This is a genomic window from Mycoplana dimorpha, from assembly GCF_003046475.1.
GTDB lineage: Bacteria > Pseudomonadota > Alphaproteobacteria > Rhizobiales > Rhizobiaceae > Mycoplana > Mycoplana dimorpha.
This window is the reverse complement of sequence record NZ_PZZZ01000016.1, coordinates 1-18,568: the sequence shown is the minus strand read 5'-3', so window position 1 is coordinate 18,568 and position 18,568 is coordinate 1. Positions and strand designations below refer to the sequence as shown.

The window sequence follows — 18,568 nt, the reverse complement described above, 5'->3', positions numbered from 1 at the left end:
AGAGTTAGCCGCAACGCCGAGAGTTAGCCGCAACGCCGAGAGTTAGCCGCAACGCCGAGAGTTAGCCGCAACGCCGAGAGTTAGCCGCAACGCCGAGAGTTAGCCGCAACGCCGGCCCGCGGACCTGCCCCGGCCGTGCCGGGCCTGCTCGGCTGCCGGCGAGCGCGGCAGCCGAGCCATGACCGGCGGGCCCGCCGGTCCCGCCCGCCGGCCCCGCACCGGAATCCGTGCCCGGCAAAAAATTTCGCCGGGCCTATTTGCATCCGCCGCCCTTTTGGTTATAAGCCCGCCTCACAGGCCCCGACCGCGTCGGCCGGCCGCTGGTGGGGAATAGGTTAACGGTAGACCCACGGACTCTGACTCCGTTAGTCCTGGTTCGAATCCAGGTTCCCCAGCCAACCACTTTTTCAGACACCCTCCGACCTCGGCGCTCACTGCTGCATTCACTATCGATTCCCGACGACCGGACGGCCAGAAACTTGGGCCTTTAAGGACGCAAGGCCACTGAGGCCTATACAACCCGGGATCATTCTCAATGATGGTGAGGGGATCGCTTCCGCTGCGCTCGGTGGCCTCGGAATCGTGCAGGCGCCCAGCTATCTCGTGAAAGACGACATTGCTGCGGGACGCCTCCAAGCCATCCTTGAAGATTACACCGATGAGCGCGGCAGCATCTGGCTTATCTGGCCTCCAATGTCTGCCCAGGTCCCCCGCGTTCGCGCGTTCATCGACTTCATTGCAGAGCGGGTTCCTGAACTATTGGGATAATCGCAAGACGGTGCCCGTTACTGCGTCGGCGCTGCCGCGGTGGTCGTGCGACGCTGCTCCTTACCGGCTTTGGCGGCCGCCTCAGGATGGCTGTTTTTCGACCAGTCGCGCAACGGCCGTAGGCGGTGGTGTTCGGACAAGAAATGCGGCTCGAATGCCCGGGTGCGAAAGTTCCGGGCCGTGCGAGCCGATTGATCCAAACATCTTGATGGGAAACGAACCGCACGCAAACGGACGTCTTCAGCGACAAGGCTCGACGACTTGATTGTGCCCCCATTTCGGTCGCCGGCTACCTTCGATCACAGTTCCAAAAGCTGCCAGTCATATTTCAGTTTATTGCCGTACACGCAACATGCTCGAAAAGCTGCATGCCGCTCTGACCCAGAAGCAGGTCAAACTCACCGAATGATCCTTGCTCGATGAATGGGCTGTCGCGGTGAAAGCCGCACTGAGCGAGAACCCGGATGCGGTGGCCCTCGTGGATCTCGCCGCAAAGTTCGGAAAAGAGCCCCAACGATTTAAGTCGTTTATTGAAGCGGTCCTCACAAAAATTGCCGCACAAGATGACGAATCCAGCGACATTGCTGAAGATCGTGCAGCCTGGTCCGATTTGGTGAAAAGCATCGGCAAGACCATCGGCCGCGATGCACCGCTGGAGCAGTTCCTTCAGGAACTGGCAATTCGCTCTAAAGAAGCTCCTGTCGGAAACAATACGGTTACGCTCATGACCATTCATGGTGCCAAGGGAAAGGAATTCGATCACGTCTATGTGGTGGGTCTCGCAGAGGACATTCTTCCGAGTTTCGAGAGTCTCAAAGCTGGAGAGATCAGCCCGGAGATGGAAGAGGAGCGGAGAAATTGCTTCGTGGCCATCAACCGCGCGCGCGAATGGCTTTGCCTGTCCTATGCAGACAGTTATCGAGGTTGGGGCAAACAGCCTTCACGTTTCCTGCGTGAAATGGGTGTTAATCTGCCCGATACGCCGGCCGGATGAGCTTTCAATTGTGGAGTTTTTTCTGCGTTATCGATTGGCGGCGGCGACATGAAGAAGCGATCGCGAAATGCGCGACAGGGTCGAGCCGGCGTCATTGCTGTCGAGCAAGCTTGTAACCGGCTCGACCTCATCTGGCGCAATCTGCTGGAGGAGGATGTCGGGGTTGACGGCACGATCGAGATCGCGCTCGGCGAATTCCCGACGGGAAAGATCGTCGGAGCGCAGATCAAGTCGGGCATGAGCTACATCCGGTCGGAGACATCGACCTCCTTCAGATTCTATCCGATAGTGATGACCTCGCCTACTGGCGCGAGCTGTCGATACCGCTCATCCTGTTCGTGCACCATCCAGGTGAAGGCCGCGTTTACTGGGTCGATGTCACCCACCATCTCGAATCCCGCGGCGACGATCCGTTGGGCGCTAGCTACATAGAATTTTCGAAGAGCAACCAGCTCAACGCCGCGTTCGAAACTTATCTTCACGGGCGGCTCGACTTGGTCGTGTACAGCGACGAACAGTACGCGCAGTTGCGCCACGAACTTGAGACGCTGGTGTACACAGATGGCAGCGGTGGCGGGACGGTTAGCGTCAGCGCCCTGGATCTCTTTGTCGAGGGGCTATGGGGTCTTTGCAGCAAGCTGCAGTTCCATTCTAGCCTTCTCGCGGACATCATCCGCAAGTCAGTTAGGGACCAGGAGGGTGCGGTTCCTATCACGTATACCTTCGACCGTGCGGTCCTTTACCCCTTCTTTCGCGCTATTTCAGTCTCCTGACCAGACATCATCTCGCGCTTATCGACAGTGCCGACATCAACAATTCGCGGTACGCCAAGCTCGAATACCCCGCCTTCATCGCCGTCCTCACGACGAACGGACGACGGTTCGTCGAATATCTCCGCTCTTCAGGGCGCGAAAATGTCCATGACAACCAGTTTCTCAGCCTTACCGCGCGTCCACATGTGCAAATCGAAGTCTATTCGAGCTTCGAACAAGTGGGCGATCGCGCAAATTTCGGTCCGTTCACCATCTCGCCATCCGCTTCAATCCCTATCTCGACTATTACGAACTGACACACATCTGTCGCTCATCACCGGAGGAGCAGCCGATAGAGGTCGTCGACCAGACGGTCCATTATCACGAGTTGCGCGAGTACATCGCAAACCGGTTCAACGACGTTGATAAAGACAATCTCCTGTTCCGTTATCTCGACATACCGCTCAGCCCGCTTGTCTGCTGGCTGGAAAGTTGGAACCCTAACCCGAGCGGGATGCCGACCAAGGAACTGCGCGGAAAGTCGGTAACCGATTGGGCAGGGCTTCATGACGAGATGATGGCGATCTTGCCGGGCTCGGCAACGGTTACGGAGCCCCCGGAAATGGCTTTCCCTATTAATGTTCTCGCCAGCGGGGAAAGACTAGTCAGAACTCCGGCCTAGCCCGCCGCAAGGGTTGCCCGAGGGCCGCAGGAGCTGCCTTTAGGAACGGGCTCGGAGAAGCCTTCAAGTCGGCTGGAGCGATCATGCTGATTGCCGCGCGACAAATAGCAGCTATCTCCCGATTGGTGCCCAAAACGGCCTGTCCGGAAGCGCCCCCGAAGCGGCCGTCGCAAATTTCTGGTTCGCTTCGTCAGATGAGGACCTGGAGGGCAGCTCGCCAAAGGTTTCACGGTGCGTGAAAACCTTCCGAGATCAAGGATGGGCAATCGCCAGATTGGAGGGCTGCCCCGGACCGTTTAAACTCCGTGCATAGTTCGCAGTCCTGCCTCGAAGCTCCCGTTCGACGTCGTTCGGTTGCGATCGCGGCGATGCGGATCAGAAGCGGGAGTATCCGGGTTGATAGCGGTTTGACTTCGGCTTGGATATGACCCGTCAGGTTGGCTTAGCTGAACTGCATAGACCAGTTTAGTTCCCAGGTTTGCCCGTCGTCGGGCGAGAATGATTGCTCCCATCGCGGGCCAATGCCGGTATCCTTCAGCCAAACAAACCGAACCTTTATCGGGCGCCCGATCCAGGTGTCGTCGGCGATGAATTCACCCTTGCCTCCGTTGAACCTGCCTACGACAGGAACGCCTAGTGTCGAGGGGGAGCGCAGATCGAGCCACCAAATGCGCCAAAGTCCGCTGGCACCATCGAAGGCACGCAAAGCCGCAGCGCGGTAAGCGCCACCAGGGTCATTGATCACATTATCCTCGATGTTGCCATGCCCCGACATTATCGGTCTGGTAGAACTCGTGCCGCCGAACTCAATCCAATCATCTGCCCCCTCGAGCCTGGTTGACAGCTTACGATGCTGAACATTCCAATTGCGGTGAAGAAAGTCGAAGTCGCTCGCGCCGGACATAGTAATTCCTTTTGAACCAGAGAGCCTTCCTGGAGGGGGGCTTGTCCACTTCGGGATTCAGCCACGCAATTTCTTAAGATGCCATGATTCGAGACTTTCTCCGAAAGAAACTCGCGACGTCTGCTGAGGCGGGATAGCAAGGAGTTGAGAAGTTATCTGCGCATGGACAACGTCCGCTCTTAGGAAGGTCTAAAAATTGCTTCCGCGACTGACATCGGCGTGCAGCAGTCCTTCACAGGCGCGGCGGGAACGACTGGGATGGGTCAAATCACGTCGATGCCCGCTCCGGTCTGAAGGTCCGCTTCTGTAGATCTGCAGCAGCCTCGAAGCTGCCGGTCCGCTGTCGCCCCCCTCACTTTTCTCATGAGTTCTTCTCGCGGCCATTGTTGGTCAAAGGAGAACGAAAATGGGTATTGCACAATATGATCCTAGCGCACTGGGACGACCGGCTTGGAACGCGGGCCGCCGGGTCGGCGTCAAAAGCCGCTGAAACAGCGCCAGATTTGGGCGATCCGCTGCTTCCTTGACCGGGAGGGACGCATGAGAGATCGCGCCTTGTTTGACCTCGCAATCGACAGCAAGCTGTGTGGTTGCGATCTCGTCAAAATAAAAATCGGAAGCCTCGTGACGGGAATGGAAATCCGAACCCGAGCCATGGTCGTGCAGCAAAAGACCGGCCGTCCGGTTCAATTCGAAATCACGGCGGACGTGAGGGCAAGTTTGCTTGCATGGCTTGAGCGGCGAGGTGGAACAGTTGACGACTACACCTTTCCCAGTCGAGTCGACCATGCCGATCATCTGAGTACTCGCCAGTATGCCCGCTTGGTCGACGAATGGGTGACCGCGATTGGTTTACGACGCGAAGACTACGGCACGCACTCGCTTCGGCGCACTAAGGCGGCAATGATCTACAAGGCGACAGGCAATCTTCGCGCGATTCAAATCTTGTTGGGGCACACTAAGATCGAAAAAAATGCGGTCAAGTACCTTGGAGTGGACATTGAGGACGCACTGGAACTAGCGGAGCAAACAGAGATCTGAGTTCGTGCGGCCGCGCCCCGCGGGCCCTTACCTCTTCCGACAAATGTTTCCGGTTTGCACAGTTCGGCCCAGCGGCTTTGCGCCATTTGCGGACATCAGTGCCCGTATAGTAGGTATAGGACAAGTGCGATTAGGGTCGCAAGCATTGCCATGACTATGCGATCAACCCATCGCATGAACTTCGATTTCGAAGGGTTGCCGCCTATCCCATAACTGAACGCGTCGATGAAAAACTCAAGAAGGTCGTGCATCGGCGATAGGCTTCGGTTTAGGTGTTCAGCCGCTACTGGTGGCCCAAGGCAGAGTAAGAAATCGAGAGAATGGCAGCTTAGGGCCAATCGCAGACATTGGCGGCAAGAACTCTGATGTCCGCTTTTCGTGTTGGGTGTTCTGGCAGCGGACGGTCGGCCTGCGGCCCCTTTGCGTACCTTACCGCGCCCTTTTTGCTGCCTGAAAGCACGCTGGGGCGCGGCCTGCGCTTATAACTCACCGAGGCCATTCGACCAATGGCGGCGGAAGGTCCGAGATGAGGCGGCGCGCCATCGTGGGTATTAGGGTGCCAGGCATGCCGAAACAAGGGGCCGTCAGAAGAGCCGATTATCCTCGGCGGCCTATCGGCACGGCGGCGTGTGCCGTCTGCATTCACAAGGCACCAGTCATCAAGGTCGCGATGCTGCGGTCCAATGGGCAAGGCGACTCCGTGGCTCACGCTGCTTTCTTGCCAAACGCCCGCCGCGGTTGGTAGCGGTTGGTAGGTGTTAGCCCGGTTCAATGCAGGTCCGCACCTAATTTGGGCCGGAACCCAGACGCCTCGCCGGAGTCCGTTGGTGTCCAGCGCTGCAACAACCTGGCCGACCTCGCAGACCGCTGCGGATCAATCCTCCGGAACCTCACGTCGCCGGGGTGTGTCGTGTCGTTTAGCCGTAAGCGAAATCCGGCTTGCTTTGCCCAACTTCTATAATATAGCCATCCGGGTCGCGAATGTAGCAGCGTGTCTCGCCGTATTTGTCCTTTGGCTCTGTGATAAACTCTGCTCCTCGACTTCGCCATAGTTCATAGCATGCTTGGATATCTGCAACGCGGATATTCATAAAGCTGCTGACTGAACCGGGATCGGCGGGGACGCTGAGCGTTACCGATGGTTTGTCGGGTGTCGGACCGCCGCCGACGTTGACAATGAGCCACGTGTTCGCGATCTGGATGTACCCCGGAGCGCCGCGGCTGTCGCCTTTGCTCAGAATGCGACCCCCGAAGACCGTTTCGTAAAATTGAGCCGATCGTTCAATGTCAGCGACGGTGAGAAAGTGTGTGACGGTAAACCCGTCCCGCGGCGGCATCCGATAGCTTTTCTGCTCGACTTGTACGGGGGTCATGGAAGCCTCCAATTCGGGATGTCGGATTTCTCCGTTCGCCAGAATGGTCGGTCAGTTTACATTGATTTTGAACCCGGCGCAAAAGCTCCGTGAAATGGAGCAAGGAGCGACCGGTTGGCTTGAAGGAACGGCCCTGGGGTTGACCAACATGAGGTCGTCAGCGGAACGACCGCGTGTTGGTGTCTTGATCCCGAAAGCGGTCTGGCCGCTGTCGACCCCCATGCGGTCTCAACCTAGAGTTCCTTGTGGCGCCGAGTCTCGATCGGCGCATCATCCCCTATCCGGGGAGCCAACGGTGAGGCGTTCCTCGGTTCCATCTTACGGATCTCGCTGTCAAAACCCGAATGAGGGTCATTGAGAGGCCGCTATGATGGAATTCGGCAAAATCGAACCCACATCATGTATATGGAGCTTTGAGCGTGAAACTCGCACGTTTTTCCCTCTTCGCTGCGGTTCTGGTGGCCGCTGCGGCCCTTACTCTCTCTTCCTCGATCGGCGAGCAGAGTGGCCGGGCGAAGTTGGCGTTGACCATCGACATCGATGGCGCCATCGGTCCGGCCAGCGCAAGGCAGCTGAAGGAGGGCCTTGAGACCGCGGTCGCGCGCAACGCGGAAGTCGTCATCCTCGAGATGAACACGCCGGGCGGACTGGTCACCTCGATGCGCGACATGATCGCCGACATCCTGGCGTCGCCCATTCCCGTCATCGGCTATGTCGCGCCATCAGGCGGGCATGCCGCAAGTGCCGGCACTTACATCCTCTATGCTACCCATCTGGCGGCGATGGCGCCGGGCAGCAATCTGGGCGCGGCAACGCCTGTCGAACTTGGCGGCATGCCGACCTTGCCCGGTGGCGGCGACAACAAGGACGGAGGCAAGGACCAGAAGGCGGCTCAACCTGGTGGCGATGCCATGATGGCGAAGGTAACCAATGACTCGGTCGCCTTGATCCGTTCCCTTGCCGAATTGCGGGGGCGCAATGCCGACTGGGCCGAAAAGGCCGTGCGCGATGCAGCCAGCCTGTCCGCCGCCGCTGCTCTGCAACAGCACGTCATCGAGATCGTTGCCGGTGACCCCGCCGATCTTTTGCAGCAGGCCGACGGCCGCACGGTCGAAGTTGGCGGCAAGAAGGAGGTGCTGGCGACCAAGGACCTTCCGGTCGAGACGCTGGAGCCCGGCTGGCTGATCCGGCTCTTGTCGGTCATCACCGATCCGAACGTCGCCGTGATCCTGATGCTGGTCGGCGTCTACGGCCTTGTCTTCGAGCTTTCGAGCCCCGGCATGGTAGCCCCCGGCGTCATCGGCACCATGGCATTGCTGCTCGGGCTTTATGCACTCGATCTTCTGCCGATAAACTATGCCGGGCTGGCGCTGATGCTGCTCGGCATCGCCTTCCTCGTCATGGAAGCCTTCAATCCCACAGTGGTGCTCGGGCTGGCAGGCGTTGTCGCCTTCCTTCTGGGGGCTGCGATGCTGCTCAAGGTCCAGGGGCCCGGCTTCGAGATGTCGTGGGTCCTTATCGGCACTGCGGCCGCATTGACGCTTGGCCTGGCGCTCTTGACCGGCAGCTATGTTTGGGCGGCGCGCCACAGGCCCTCGCGCGTCGGTGCAAAGGCGATGAACGGCCTGCCGGTCGAGATCATCGACTGGTCGGGAAACGAAGGCCACGTCTTTGCCCAGGGCGAGCGCTGGCGAGCACGGGCCGATGAGCCGCTCGCAATTGGCGACAGCGCCGAGGTGACCGGGATCAAAGACCTGGTGCTGACTGTCCGGCGGCGAAATGCAGAGAAGCCAAACGATGGAGAACGGCAATGATCATCGGCTATATCACATATCTTATACTCGCGGTCGCCATCGTCCTGTTTCTCTCCGCCGCCATTCGCATCCTGAGGGAATACGAGCGTGGCGTCGTTTTCACACTCGGCCGCTTCACCGGGATTAAAGGGCCGGGCCTCATCATCCTCATTCCCTTTGTCCAGCAGATGGTAAGGGTCGATCTCCGCGTGGTGGTGCAGGACGTGCCGCCGCAGGACGTGATTTCGCGCGACAACGTGTCGGTGAAGGTCAATGCGGTGCTCTATTTCCGCATCGTCGATCCCGAACGGGCGATCATCAGGGTGGAGGACTACATGGCAGCGACCAGCCAGCTTGCGCAGACGACGGTGCGTTCAGTGCTCGGCAAGCATGAACTCGACGAGATGCTGGCAGAACGCGACAGGCTCAACGCCGCCATCCAAGAGATTCTCGACCAGCAGACCGACGCCTGGGGCATCAAGGTGACCAATGTCGAGATCAAGCATGTCGACCTCAACGAGAGCATGATCCGGGCGATTGCCAAGCAGGCCGAGGCCGAGCGGCTGCGCCGCGCCAAAGTGATCAATGCCGACGGCGAACAGCAGGCGGCCCAAAAGCTGGTCGAGGCCGGCAAGATGCTGGCCAAGGAGCCGCAGGCGATGCAGTTGCGCTATTTCGAGGCGCTGCACGACATCTCCGGAGAACGCTCGTCGACGGTGGTGTTTCCGCTGCCGATCGACCTGCTCGGCCTTTTCAACAAGACGCCTGGCGACGCAAAGTGAGTTCACTTACGAGTAGGGCCTGACCTTCGTTGCGCGCTCGATGTCGACTTTCAGGAAGGGCATATGCGCGAGTAGGCAACCATTGCCTGATCTCATGGCCTGCCCAACTGAAGAGGTCGTGATCGCGCCAGAAGCGGTCATCGCGCACAGTTATCAGCGATGGCCGAAATGGGGCCGACAGCGAAATGGCAGCTACTGATATACCGAAGACCATTAGCGGACCGGCAGCTCTCGGCCCCGAAGCCGCCATCAGCCGAGACCGGGATTATTTGCGCTTTGCGCCGCCTTTCCGGTTGTCCACGCCACCCGCTTTGATTCCTGAAAGCAGTCAGTCTGCTGTTCGCGCGGGAGTCCGAAAAGCGCAATGGCCATCATGGCTTGGCCGCACCACTACCAGTGCAGCAGTCGCGGGCCAATCCATCTGCCGACAGCGCCACACAAAACGATTCCCAGGGAGTACCAGATCAGAACAAAGGGCATGCCGTTTTCGGTGCAGAACCAGGAATAGATCCATGCGCCGCTCGCCCCCGCTGCCAGACCCGAGACGAAGCCGGCGAGCTTGAGGTTTGTCGGGGCGGCGCGGCGCAAGGCCAGGATATTTCCAGCCAAGACCGGCAACGCAAACGCGAATATCAGCAGCGGGCAATGAAGCGCCGAGGACCCAAGGATTAGTGTTCGAAACGTGTCCGGAGGAGATGCGGCAAGTTGCACGATCGCCGCGACAAGCATGACCGCGACAACAACGGCGGCGACGCCGAAAAACCGCCCCTCCGTCCCGTCTGGACGAGCCAGGCGATACATCGCGAGAAAGGCAGCCAGCGCAAGCAGCAGGTTGTAGGTGCATTTGATCCAGAAGATCGGAAGCGTCAGGGCTTGCGCCATGTCAGGGCGGGGCCCGAGAAGAACGAGCATCAACGTCAACGATGCCAGAAGCGCCGGCAGGATCCCAAGCGCAAATCGACGCTCGAGCGCATGGCGCGGCGTCGGCTCGAGGCCGCTGACCAGGGTTTCGATGACATCGTCTGTCGATTTCATGTCCCGCCTCGCAACTTCTCGCCGAGCGCCTTGATGGCCCGATGGATGCTGACCTTGACGGCCGACTCCGACAGGCCCGTTCGATCCGCCGCTAACGCTATCGACTGCCCCTCGAGCCTGACCTGCCGGATCAGATCCTGCTGAGCTTTCGGGAGTGCGCCAAGGAGCCGCTCGACATCCATGCGGGCCGTCAGTGCTTCCTCCCGGAAGCCGCCCTCAAGATCGTCCTCCAGTTCCGTTTCCATCATCGCTCGCCCACCCCTGCCGCGGTGATGATCGACCAGCTTGTAACGCGCGATCGAAAAGAACCAGGCGGTAAACGACCGCCGTAGGTCGTACGTCATTCTGCGGGCATGGAGCGCCATCAACGTCTCCTGTACCAGATCCTCCATGTCGGCGCGTGTCGCGGCCCCAATTCTCCGGCTGTAGTAGCCGACCAGGAGATGTCGGAGAGCACCGAGCAGGCGTCTATACGCCGCCTCGTCCCCGTCGAGGGATAGCATCATCAGCCTTTTCAGGGTGTCTTCCGAATGTGCGGTCGTCATGCTGTCACACTACCATTCGGCAAAGACGGCGATCGGTTACAGGCAGTGCCTGAAAATCTCGCCCCGCCCGGACTATCACATAAGCGTGAAATTGTAACGTCTCTGCACAGGAACCGAACGGATAGGTGTGACACGTCGCACGATCCGAGGAGAACCTCCAATGACGAAATTCATCACCAGTCTCGCCGCTTGCGCTCTCGTACTCGCCTTTTCAGCCGCAAGCCCGATACGGGCGGAAGACGCGATGAAAAAAGACACCATGCAAAGCGACACGATGAAGACCGATACGATGAAGACCGACGCGATGCGGACCGATCCCATGTCGACGGCCAGCACCAAGGCCGACTGCATGCACAAGGCCGGCATGGAAAAGGACAGCATGAAGAAGGCCGAGATGGAGAAGGCCTGCGACGCTATGAAATAACGTCCACATGGCCGCCGAAACCGAGCGTCTCCGCGGCCATGCATCAGCGCAACCGCAACTTTCGGGTCAACGGTCATGACGACAACAGTAGACGTCCGCTCCAAGCCCGGGCGCATATTCATCTATCGTCACACCCTGCCGGTGAGGCTTTCGCATTGGCTGAATGTCATTTGCATGTCGTTCCTGCTGCTAAGCGGCCTGCAGATTTTCAACGCGCATCCGGCCCTCTATTGGGGCAAGTACGGAGCCGACTACGATCCCGCCTTCATTTCGATCGAGACGGTGGAGGATGGAAACCAGCTCAGGGGCCTCACGCACATCGGCGCACTGACGCTGGACACGTCCGGCGTCCTAGGTGTGTCTCAGGTGGACGGCATCCCCGATGAACGCGCGTTCCCCGCCTGGCTGACGATACCGAGCTATCGTGACCTCTCGACCGGCAGACGCTGGCATTTCTTCTTCGCCTGGATCTTCGTCATCAATGGGCTGATCTATCTGGCCAGTGGATTGTTCAGCCGTCATTTCCGCCGCGACCTTCTGCCGTCCACCGAGGAACTTGGCGGAAGGCACCTCTGGAGCGAAATCATCGACCATGCCCGGTTGCGCTTTCCACATGGCGAAGGGGCGCGCCGCTACAACACGCTGCAGAAGTTCGCCTACCTCTTAGTGATCTTCGTTCTGCTGCCGGGGATGATCGCGACTGGCCTCACCATGTCACCGGGCTTCGATGCGATCGCGCCGTGGCTTGTGGATATGTTCGGCGGGCGGCAATCCGCCCGAACCCTGCATTTTCTCTGCGCCATCTCGCTGGTGATCTTTGTCGTCGTTCACGTCGCGATGGTCCTGCTTTCGGGCTTCATCAACAATCTCCGCTCGATGATCACCGGTTACTACGCCATCCATCCGGGAGACATGAAATGAACCGCCTTTTGACCAGACGCCGTTTTCTGATCGGCGCGACCGTCACGGCCTCGACATTGGGTCTGAGCGGATGCGATGCGGGTAGCGAAAGCGAGTTGACGAAATCCGTCCTTAGGCTCGCCGAAGGCCTGACGATGAAGACGCAGCGCCTGCTGCTGGGCGATGCGGCGTTGGCACGTGAGTTCGGAGAAGCCGATCTCTCGCCGGTCTTCAGGACCAATGGCACCACCATGCCGGACAATGCACGATACATCGCCTGGATGAACAGTCAGTTCTCGACCTGGAAGCTGGAAATCGGCGGACTGGTCGAAAGGCCGGTCCAGTTGTCGCTCGACGAACTGAAAGCGCTGCCGTCACGCACCCAAATCACCCGCCATGACTGCGTTGAAGGTTGGAGCGCGATCGGCAAATGGACCGGCGTCCCGCTCGGGATGCTGCTTCACGCCGCGGGCTTGAAGCCGGAGGCGCGCTACATCGTCTTTCATTGCGCCGACCAGTACGAACAGGCAACCGACGGCGCAGGATGGTACTACGAAAGCATTGACCTGGTGGATGCTTTCCATCCGCAAACGATCCTGGCCTATGCATTGAACAACAGAGCGCTCGAAGTCGCCCACGGCGCGCCGCTGCGCCTGCGCGTCGAGAGACAGCTCGGGTACAAACAGGCAAAATACCTCGCACGCATCGAAGCGGTGGCTGATCTTGCCCAGATCTATCGCGGCAGAGGGGGCTTCTGGGAGGATCGAGGTTACGAGTGGTACGCGGGCATCTAGTTGCAGAAAGCGCGAGCATTCTGCCCATGGATCCGGTCTGTGCAACAAGCTTGTCTAGTGGAGTTACCGACCACCGTTCAGGGCCACGAGCGATCAGCGATCCGCGTCCGTAATGCGCCCCCACAGCGGACATAGCTGCGCGGCCGGGAACGAGCCAAGAGCGGGTGCAGGGTGAAAGAATGAAGGCGCCGGCGAATAAATCGCAGGCCGCAGGTGTCTACTCCCACAGTGGGGGCGGGCTCGAAATTGAACGGCATCGCCGATCCCAAGCTGCAGATGATACCACGAATGCGAGAGCTGCGGCTCGCCAAGCGTAGTCAGTCCGATAGCTGCCTCCCGTCGAGTTAACATCAGGAGAGACTGACATGTTGCGCAACGCTCTTTTCGCACTTGTCGCTTCTGTCGCCCTAGGCGCGGGCGTCGCGCCGGGGATGGCGGCAATGCACGGCGGCGGCGGATTCCAAGGCGGAGCCCCGATGGGGATCCCTCGCGGCTTCCACGGCGGTGGTGGCGAACGGTTCCACGGCGGAGATTTCGGGGGGGGCCACCGCGAAGATTTCGGGCGGTTCCACGACGAGGATTTCCGACGGTTCCACAACGAAGATTTTGGGCGGTTCCACGACGAAGATTTCGGACGGTTCCACGACAGGGATTTCCATCGTCACTTCCATGATCACAACGACGAAGATTTCTTCTTGGGTATCGGCTTCGCCCCTTACGCCTACCCGCCATACGATTCCTGCTGGCAGCCCCGTCAGGTGCTGACGCACTATGGATGGCATTGGATCGAAGTCTGGGTCTGCGGCTAGAATGGCTCCGTTGTGCCATTGCCTGCGTATTCATCCCAGCGGGTTCTACGCCTGCCTCGAGGGTCCGCTGAGCAAGCGAGCCGTCGACGATAGACGGCAGACCGACCTTCTGCGGAAGTCCCGGGAGGAGAGCGGCAAGGTTTACGGCTATCGAAAGCTTCGTGACGACCTAATCCCGCTGTTGGCCCAGATTCTGCGTTCGTGGATGGCACCTGATGGAAAACCTTCCTGTCGGAGGACAGCTTAGCCAGGGCATCCACCCTTCGGGGCGTCCTGATCAGTCCCTAGGCGGTCTACTTGGTCGGCCTGACCAGTGTGATAACCCTCGGCGTTGATGGCGCATCTAGCCATTCGATCCACTTATCTCGATCTTCGATAGTGTCGAAGAACCGCCAGAGCCGGTACTCCTCGTCGGTGGTCTCCAGCATCTCTCCGATGGATACAAGCTCCAAGGGTAGTGTCACCTCGTTACCGTCGAAACGGACGAAATACACGCCCTCGGTGGCGAGACGAATTACCTGGCCAGTGCCATAGGTGCCGTCGGGGTCGTCGAGCGTGAAGTACATGCCAGTCAGAGTGTCGAGGGTATTTTCGTTCATATGTTTCGATTGCCGGTCCGAGAGAAAGCTGGCGTGAGCCCACGCCGAGGGGTCGGGCAGATCTAACCATAACCCTGTAGGCAGGCAAGCATCACTGCCGCCTAACCGCAGCGGGTTGTCGATTTCCGAACAGCCATTAGCGTTGCCAGCGACCTTCGTATTTAAATTCCGGAGCCTTTTGCAGTTCCTCTTTCGTCGCATTCATCACGGCCGTCCACTTCTTATCGTTCTCGTTATAGGTGATTTTGACCGCTTTCGGATTGACCATGACGTAGTGTTCTCCCATGCCGAGGAATCCGCCCACGGAAATAATATAACCGCTGAGGTTGCCTCCGGAGATGACCAAATCCTTGATTTCACCGATCGTATCGCCCGCATTGTTGGTGACGTCGCGGTCGATGAGATTGTAGCTCAATACATCTGTTGGCTGGACGGCGACGAAAGTTTCAGTTGTCGTGGTTTCCGCCGTCTGAGCGTGGGCCACACTGCCCATCAATGTCGTGGCGGTAAGTACTATCAGAACACGCAGCATTTTGACCCCTCCGATGAGTGGGTTGGCATGCGAAAAAACGTCGTGAAGTGAATAAAGGTTCCGGGCTGCGCGAAACGTGAACGTGCCATGCTCAAGACGTTCAAACCCGCAGTCTCCAAGCTGATGCTCTGCTCGGCAGGGGTGCCAGGAAACAAGCGCGCACGACTGATGGCGACAAGGTGACGCCTGGTACTCGGTGGCCATTCATGCCCTGTTCAAGCTGCGCTCCCATGATAGGAGCGCAAATTGAAAGGGCAGATAATGAAGAAACTCTCTGTTGTTGTCTTAGCTGCGCTCACGGCTTTTACGGGCGTTTTGCCCGCCGGTGCAGCACCATTTAACCTTGCTCCCATGCAGCATGCGAACCAAAACACCGACGTGCTCGACGTTCAGTATCGTGGCGATAGGGACCGTGACAGGCGTGATTACCGGCGCTCATCTTCGCGCAAGGGCTGGCACAACGGTCATCGGGGCTATAGAGATCGTCGACCGGGTTACCGCCGCCACAACGACGGTTGGTGGTATCCTCTGGCAGCCTTCGGCGCCGGCGCCATCATTGGAGGAGCAATTGCCAACCCGGGTGTTGCCGCGCCTCCGCCTCCTCGCGTTGGTTTGAGCAGGGCCCACATCGATTGGTGCTCGATGCGTTATCGGACCTATAGGGCATATGACAACACCTACGTGCCCCAGGTTGGGGTCAGAGCTTACTGCGTTTCACCGTACCGCTGATAGCTGCCCGGTCTTGAGACAATCAAATCAGCCCGTCGCCTCACCGCGGCGGGTTTTCTGTTTCTGGAGACACGAATGCTCGGATTTATCGGAAAGCTCGTCGAGACGACCGTTGACGTTGTCACCCTGCCCGTCGCTCTCGCGGCTGATGTCGTGACAATGGGCGGCGCGCTCAATGACCGTGCCCGTCCGTACACAGTCGACAAAGCCGGTCGCATCATCAAGAACGCAGTCGATGCCGTGGAGATGCTGGCGAAGTAGCGCGGGCCGTCTGACCTGGTGCTGGATGGAAACCGCCTACCTCCGCTTCGTCGAGCGTGAAGGCGTGGAGCAATGGGTGCCGTTCGGCGGGACGGCGACTGGATCGCCTCATCGCGGGAGAAGTGGCGGCTGCAGGACCTGGGCAGCAGGAGCGGCATCATTCAATCCGGCATCGTCCTTGCTTAAGCTCCAACGACTGCGCCGAGAAAGTAGCCCGCCGTCCGCCAAGACCGACGTGCTGCAAGCAGGACCAAGACGGCGGCAGATACTGCGAGCACGACAGTGGTCGCCAAGCTCGGTGATCCCGATCATGACCGCGTCGGCGACGCTCGTCCTGATGCCCTGCAGAAAGGCAAACACCGACTGGTCGAACGTGACCAGGGGATCGCCAGTGATGACGTCTTCAGCGACCCCGAAGAACAGTCAGGCCGATGTAGAGCTGGTTCGTCCCGGTCGCGACTAAAGCTCTTCGAAGATGATAACTCGACTTTACGACCTGGGAACGCCCCGCAAGGTCAGCTCGCGGCCAAGCGGACATATGAAGCTGAATAGCCACCAGGCGGCTTTGCCCGTCTGTCCGGACTTTGAGGCAACCCCTCAAGGTCACCGAAAGCCGACATCCGCTATGGTTGCTGTTAACCGCAAACGGAGGTCGTTGCTGCTTGCTTCATCTTGCCCTCGGATGCGTGTATGTTCCTTCCCTAGCCAACTTGCTCTGCATGCTGGCTAAGGGGACCTGGTGGCCAAAATTACGGACGGCTATTTGGGCGAGGGGAATGCAATGATCACTGAAATCGAGGACTACTTTACGAAAGGATGCGGACGCTGCGAGCGCTTTGCCACACCAGATTGCTCGACGCGGCAATGGACGCATGGACTGAACGAACTTCGCCGAATCTGCCTCGCTTCAGGGCTCGTTGAGACGGTGAGATGGGCGCATCCGTGCTACATGCATGGAGGTCGCAACATCGTGATCCTCGGTGCCTTTCGCGCCGACTTTCGGGTGAGTTTCTTCAACGCAGCATTGCTGAAAGACCCCGAAGGCGTGCTCGGAAAGCAGGGGCCGAACACGCAGCACCCCGACATGATCCGCTTTGTGGACAATGCACAAGTGGCGAAGATGGAGCCGGTCATCCTGTCCTATCTGAAGGAGGCGATGGGCTACGCGGAGGCGGGCATCAAACCATCAAAAGAGGAACGCGAAATCGAACTGCCTGACGAGTTGGTTGAGGCTTTGGATTCCGACCCCGAACTTGCGGAGGCTTTTCACGACCTGACGCCAGGGCGGCAGAAAAGCTATGTAATCAATCTTAACTCGGCAAAGAAGCCCGAAACGCGAACTTCACGCATTGCCAAAATCCGCGACAGTATCCTCGCAGGAAAGGGCGCATCCGAGCGGTGAATCGAAGATTCGAATGTCCGCAAGGTCGGCATGGCAGCCGTCTGAGGTTTGCGCCTCGAACTTCCGCTCGCCACCCGTCTTGATGCCGCCCAATCCCTCTCCATCCTACAGATGGGGCGAGACCTACAGATGGGGCGAGATCGTAGGATGAACCTCGAAATGCAACCTGCCTGCAGCTCACGCTTAGTCAGTCCTTGAATCGACTGCTTCGGCCTGTACTGCGCCAGTGGTTCTCTTGGACGTGGTCCCGTTTGTCCGGTGGCCGGAACGAATCCTTCTTCCTTGAGCATTTCAGAGGGACGGACGGGCGTTTTATGGCCGAGAACCCAACGGTTCCGACTCGGGCCGAGAGAGCGCGTCCACATCACCACGGGGCGGGTAGCATGCGCGTGACAACTTATGGGTCAAAAGGCCGTTTTATGGGTCAAAATGCATCAGTCCAAGAATGCGTGACCACAGTCGCCAGTCGCATAATCGGCCTAATGTTAAGTCGAGTCGGGCAGAGATCGAGAGAACGTGGCGGTGCATTTTGAGGCATGAGTTCGGTACTTCGACCCAAAAGGTTGCCCGCCCTTGCGAGTCGGCGATCCGGAGGGCGGCCTTCATCATCCTTGAAGGCCGTCCAGCAACTCGGAAACCGCGCGCTCGTAGTCGTCATCCTCTGTGACGCTCGCGGCTGGACGGGCTTTCCCGCTCTGGCCACCTAAAGCTGTCGCAAGGGCCGCGCCGTGGGTGTAATCAACGAGAATGTGCGTCCACAGTCGTGATCGCGCTGGGGGAAGGCCTAGTTCGCCCAGCAGGTCTGAAAGGCTCTCGGTGATGCGCCTCGCATGGTCAGGAAAGACAGCAGGTCGGTTGAAAATGGAGAGCGTCAGGCCTGGATGTCGGAGAACTTTCGATCGATCAACAGGCTTTCAATCCTAGTCCGGGTTTCTCCCTCGCTGGGGGCCTCGACATCCGCATAAACCAAGTCTGCCAGGGCTTTGATCAAACCGTCCTGATCCTGGAAGTGGTGGTAAATCGTCATCGGATTGATGCCGACGCGGGAGGCCAAGGCTCTCATGGTCAGGCTTCCGGCCCCTTCCCCGAGGAGTTTCAGAGCCTCCGACAGAATCGTTGAAGGAGAGACGGCATCTCCACCGCCGGATGGCCTGCCGCGGCCTCGTGTTGTCATGGTGTCACTCTGTAGGACGACTGGACCAGTCCGGAAGGAAAAGCCCGGGTCTTCACATGAGAAAGAGAAATGTCCTGCCGTACTGGGCCGAATAGCGGGCGGCCGGCTCCAAGCAGGACCGGAACGCTTGTGATCACAAGATCGCTGATCAATCCCTGCCGGAGGAAGGACTGGATGATTGTAAGCGGTGTTTTCAGGCCACGGCTTTGAGTTCGGGCTTTGCGGCGTAGGCCCATGGCAGCAGGTCATCGATCTGGCTATTTGAATGGCCGTTG

20 protein-coding genes, 1 tRNA gene and 4 pseudogenes are annotated in these 18,568 nt (G+C 58.9%); 17 read left to right on the top strand and 8 right to left on the bottom strand.

From position 1 onward, the window contains the following. Nucleotides 1-324: 324 nt before the first annotated feature. From C7449_RS21340 to C7449_RS21890, 6 genes and pseudogenes are all read left to right on the top strand, one after another. Nucleotides 325-398 (top strand) — tRNA-Gln (locus tag C7449_RS21340). A 25-nt stretch (nucleotides 399-423) separates the two neighbouring features. Then, a pseudogene (locus tag C7449_RS21335) lies at nucleotides 424-768 on the top strand (LysR substrate-binding domain-containing protein); the annotation flags it as partial. 39 nt (nucleotides 769-807) lie between these two features. Next, nucleotides 808-963: a CGNR zinc finger domain-containing protein gene (locus tag C7449_RS21330; protein WP_146165125.1), complete on the top strand. Its 156-nt coding sequence runs from the start codon at nucleotides 808-810 to the stop codon at nucleotides 961-963. A 217-nt stretch (nucleotides 964-1,180) separates the two neighbouring features. Further along, nucleotides 1,181-1,762 carry a 3'-5' exonuclease gene (locus C7449_RS21325; protein ID WP_108004914.1) on the top strand — a complete coding sequence of 194 codons (582 nt, stop codon included), beginning with the start codon at nucleotides 1,181-1,183 and terminating at the stop codon, nucleotides 1,760-1,762. A gap of 48 nt (nucleotides 1,763-1,810) precedes the next feature. Next, nucleotides 1,811-2,163: pseudogene (locus C7449_RS21320) on the top strand (DUF4365 domain-containing protein); the annotation flags it as partial. A 12-nt stretch (nucleotides 2,164-2,175) separates the two neighbouring features. Further along, entirely contained in the window at nucleotides 2,176-2,535 is a 360-nt protein-coding gene (locus C7449_RS21890) for a hypothetical protein (RefSeq protein WP_170115985.1), read from the top strand. A gap of 1,103 nt (nucleotides 2,536-3,638) precedes the next feature. Here the strand turns inward: C7449_RS21890 and C7449_RS21305 are convergent. Further along, on the bottom strand, nucleotides 3,639-4,100 hold the full coding sequence (locus C7449_RS21305) for a DUF1579 domain-containing protein (RefSeq protein WP_108004910.1): 462 nt from the start codon (nucleotides 4,098-4,100) through the stop codon (nucleotides 3,639-3,641). Between the two features lie 406 nt (nucleotides 4,101-4,506). On the opposite strand from C7449_RS21305, the pseudogene C7449_RS21300 reads away from it, so the two are divergent. Further along, nucleotides 4,507-5,141, top strand: a pseudogene (locus tag C7449_RS21300) (tyrosine-type recombinase/integrase). Between the two features lie 917 nt (nucleotides 5,142-6,058). Here C7449_RS21300 and C7449_RS21295 read toward each other — a convergent pair. Beyond that, nucleotides 6,059-6,514, bottom strand: a complete 456-nt coding sequence (locus tag C7449_RS21295; RefSeq protein WP_108004909.1) for a VOC family protein — start codon at nucleotides 6,512-6,514, stop codon at nucleotides 6,059-6,061. A 419-nt stretch (nucleotides 6,515-6,933) separates the two neighbouring features. Between C7449_RS21295 and C7449_RS21290 the strand changes: the two genes are divergently transcribed. Together C7449_RS21290 and C7449_RS21285 are read left to right on the top strand one after the other, a co-directional pair. Then, entirely contained in the window at nucleotides 6,934-8,328 is a 1,395-nt protein-coding gene (locus C7449_RS21290) for an NfeD family protein (protein ID WP_108004917.1), read from the top strand. After that, complete coding sequence (locus C7449_RS21285) at nucleotides 8,325-9,089, top strand: slipin family protein (RefSeq protein ID WP_108004908.1); 765 nt, start codon at nucleotides 8,325-8,327, stop codon at nucleotides 9,087-9,089. Before C7449_RS21290 ends, C7449_RS21285 begins: the two co-directional genes overlap by 4 nt. A 390-nt stretch (nucleotides 9,090-9,479) precedes the next feature. On the opposite strand, the gene C7449_RS21280 is transcribed toward C7449_RS21285, so the two are convergent. Both C7449_RS21280 and C7449_RS21275 read right to left on the bottom strand, forming a co-directional pair. Further along, nucleotides 9,480-10,124 carry an NrsF family protein gene (locus tag C7449_RS21280; protein ID WP_108004907.1) on the bottom strand — a complete coding sequence of 215 codons (645 nt, stop codon included), beginning with the start codon at nucleotides 10,122-10,124 and terminating at the stop codon, nucleotides 9,480-9,482. Continuing rightward, nucleotides 10,121-10,669 carry a sigma-70 family RNA polymerase sigma factor gene (locus C7449_RS21275; protein ID WP_108004906.1) on the bottom strand — a complete coding sequence of 183 codons (549 nt, stop codon included), beginning with the start codon at nucleotides 10,667-10,669 and terminating at the stop codon, nucleotides 10,121-10,123. The genes C7449_RS21280 and C7449_RS21275 overlap by 4 nt, the downstream gene beginning before the upstream one ends. A 160-nt stretch (nucleotides 10,670-10,829) precedes the next feature. On the opposite strand from C7449_RS21275, the gene C7449_RS21270 reads away from it, so the two are divergent. The 5 genes and pseudogenes from C7449_RS21270 to C7449_RS22275 form a co-directional block, all read left to right on the top strand. Continuing rightward, nucleotides 10,830-11,093, top strand: a complete 264-nt coding sequence (locus tag C7449_RS21270) for a pentapeptide MXKDX repeat protein (RefSeq protein WP_108004905.1) — start codon at nucleotides 10,830-10,832, stop codon at nucleotides 11,091-11,093. Nucleotides 11,094-11,168: 75 nt separating this feature from the next. Beyond that, entirely contained in the window at nucleotides 11,169-12,014 is an 846-nt protein-coding gene (locus C7449_RS21265; RefSeq protein WP_108004904.1) for a cytochrome b/b6 domain-containing protein, read from the top strand. After that, a complete protein-coding gene (locus C7449_RS21260) occupies nucleotides 12,011-12,787 on the top strand; it encodes a molybdopterin-binding protein (protein WP_108004903.1) in 777 nt (258 codons plus the stop codon). The genes C7449_RS21265 and C7449_RS21260 overlap by 4 nt, the downstream gene beginning before the upstream one ends. 365 nt (nucleotides 12,788-13,152) lie before the next feature. Next, the gene (locus C7449_RS21255) at nucleotides 13,153-13,596 is read left to right on the top strand and encodes a hypothetical protein (protein WP_108004902.1); all 444 of its coding nucleotides are present in this window, start codon (nucleotides 13,153-13,155) and stop codon (nucleotides 13,594-13,596) included. Nucleotides 13,597-13,606: 10 nt separating this feature from the next. After that, nucleotides 13,607-13,771 (top strand): annotated as a pseudogene (locus C7449_RS22275) (IS3 family transposase); the annotation flags it as partial. A gap of 118 nt (nucleotides 13,772-13,889) precedes the next feature. Here the strand turns inward: C7449_RS22275 and C7449_RS21250 are convergent. Beyond that, nucleotides 13,890-14,195 carry a hypothetical protein gene (locus C7449_RS21250; RefSeq protein ID WP_170115984.1) on the bottom strand — a complete coding sequence of 102 codons (306 nt, stop codon included), beginning with the start codon at nucleotides 14,193-14,195 and terminating at the stop codon, nucleotides 13,890-13,892. Nucleotides 14,196-14,331: 136 nt separating this feature from the next. Continuing rightward, nucleotides 14,332-14,727: a PRC-barrel domain-containing protein gene (locus C7449_RS21245; protein WP_108004901.1), complete on the bottom strand. Its 396-nt coding sequence runs from the start codon at nucleotides 14,725-14,727 to the stop codon at nucleotides 14,332-14,334. Nucleotides 14,728-14,988: 261 nt separating this feature from the next. Here C7449_RS21245 and C7449_RS21240 point away from each other — a divergent pair, with 261 nt between their 5' ends. From C7449_RS21240 to C7449_RS21230, 3 genes are all read left to right on the top strand, one after another. After that, the gene (locus C7449_RS21240; RefSeq protein WP_108004900.1) at nucleotides 14,989-15,456 is read left to right on the top strand and encodes a BA14K family protein; all 468 of its coding nucleotides are present in this window, start codon (nucleotides 14,989-14,991) and stop codon (nucleotides 15,454-15,456) included. Nucleotides 15,457-15,531: 75 nt separating this feature from the next. Beyond that, complete coding sequence (locus C7449_RS21235; RefSeq protein ID WP_108004899.1) at nucleotides 15,532-15,717, top strand: hypothetical protein; 186 nt, start codon at nucleotides 15,532-15,534, stop codon at nucleotides 15,715-15,717. A gap of 781 nt (nucleotides 15,718-16,498) precedes the next feature. After that, the gene (locus C7449_RS21230; RefSeq protein WP_108004898.1) at nucleotides 16,499-17,119 is read left to right on the top strand and encodes a YdeI/OmpD-associated family protein; all 621 of its coding nucleotides are present in this window, start codon (nucleotides 16,499-16,501) and stop codon (nucleotides 17,117-17,119) included. An 871-nt stretch (nucleotides 17,120-17,990) separates the two neighbouring features. Here the strand turns inward: C7449_RS21230 and C7449_RS22270 are convergent. Both C7449_RS22270 and C7449_RS21220 read right to left on the bottom strand, forming a co-directional pair. After that, nucleotides 17,991-18,182 carry a TetR/AcrR family transcriptional regulator gene (locus tag C7449_RS22270; RefSeq protein WP_245414475.1) on the bottom strand — a complete coding sequence of 64 codons (192 nt, stop codon included), beginning with the start codon at nucleotides 18,180-18,182 and terminating at the stop codon, nucleotides 17,991-17,993. Between the two features lie 107 nt (nucleotides 18,183-18,289). Next, nucleotides 18,290-18,529, bottom strand: coding sequence for a dihydrofolate reductase family protein (locus C7449_RS21220; protein ID WP_108004897.1), 240 nt, complete (start codon nucleotides 18,527-18,529; stop codon nucleotides 18,290-18,292). Between the last annotated feature and the right edge of the window lie 39 nt (nucleotides 18,530-18,568).

Bases quoted from the DNA above. Each gene is read 5' to 3' on its own strand.
- C7449_RS21275 (WP_108004906.1), bottom strand. From the start codon at position 10,669: ATGACGACCGCACATTCGGAAGACACCCTGAAAAGGCTGATGATGCTA.
- C7449_RS21260 (WP_108004903.1), top strand. From the start codon at position 12,011: ATGAACCGCCTTTTGACCAGACGCCGTTTTCTGATCGGCGCGACCGTC.
- C7449_RS21305 (WP_108004910.1), bottom strand. From the start codon at position 4,100: ATGTCCGGCGCGAGCGACTTCGACTTTCTTCACCGCAATTGGAATGTT.
- C7449_RS21295 (WP_108004909.1), bottom strand. From the start codon at position 6,514: ATGACCCCCGTACAAGTCGAGCAGAAAAGCTATCGGATGCCGCCGCGG.
- C7449_RS22270 (WP_245414475.1), bottom strand. From the start codon at position 18,182: ATGAGAGCCTTGGCCTCCCGCGTCGGCATCAATCCGATGACGATTTAC.
- C7449_RS21235 (WP_108004899.1), top strand. From the start codon at position 15,532: ATGCTCGGATTTATCGGAAAGCTCGTCGAGACGACCGTTGACGTTGTC.
- C7449_RS21240 (WP_108004900.1), top strand. From the start codon at position 14,989: ATGAAGAAACTCTCTGTTGTTGTCTTAGCTGCGCTCACGGCTTTTACG.
- C7449_RS21220 (WP_108004897.1), bottom strand. From the start codon at position 18,529: ATGGGCCTACGCCGCAAAGCCCGAACTCAAAGCCGTGGCCTGAAAACA.
- C7449_RS21230 (WP_108004898.1), top strand. From the start codon at position 16,499: ATGATCACTGAAATCGAGGACTACTTTACGAAAGGATGCGGACGCTGC.
- C7449_RS21250 (WP_170115984.1), bottom strand. From the start codon at position 14,195: ATGAACGAAAATACCCTCGACACTCTGACTGGCATGTACTTCACGCTC.
- C7449_RS21270 (WP_108004905.1), top strand. From the start codon at position 10,830: ATGACGAAATTCATCACCAGTCTCGCCGCTTGCGCTCTCGTACTCGCC.
- C7449_RS21265 (WP_108004904.1), top strand. From the start codon at position 11,169: ATGACGACAACAGTAGACGTCCGCTCCAAGCCCGGGCGCATATTCATC.
- C7449_RS21285 (WP_108004908.1), top strand. From the start codon at position 8,325: ATGATCATCGGCTATATCACATATCTTATACTCGCGGTCGCCATCGTC.
- C7449_RS21280 (WP_108004907.1), bottom strand. From the start codon at position 10,124: ATGAAATCGACAGACGATGTCATCGAAACCCTGGTCAGCGGCCTCGAG.
- C7449_RS21245 (WP_108004901.1), bottom strand. From the start codon at position 14,727: ATGCTGCGTGTTCTGATAGTACTTACCGCCACGACATTGATGGGCAGT.
- C7449_RS21255 (WP_108004902.1), top strand. From the start codon at position 13,153: ATGTTGCGCAACGCTCTTTTCGCACTTGTCGCTTCTGTCGCCCTAGGC.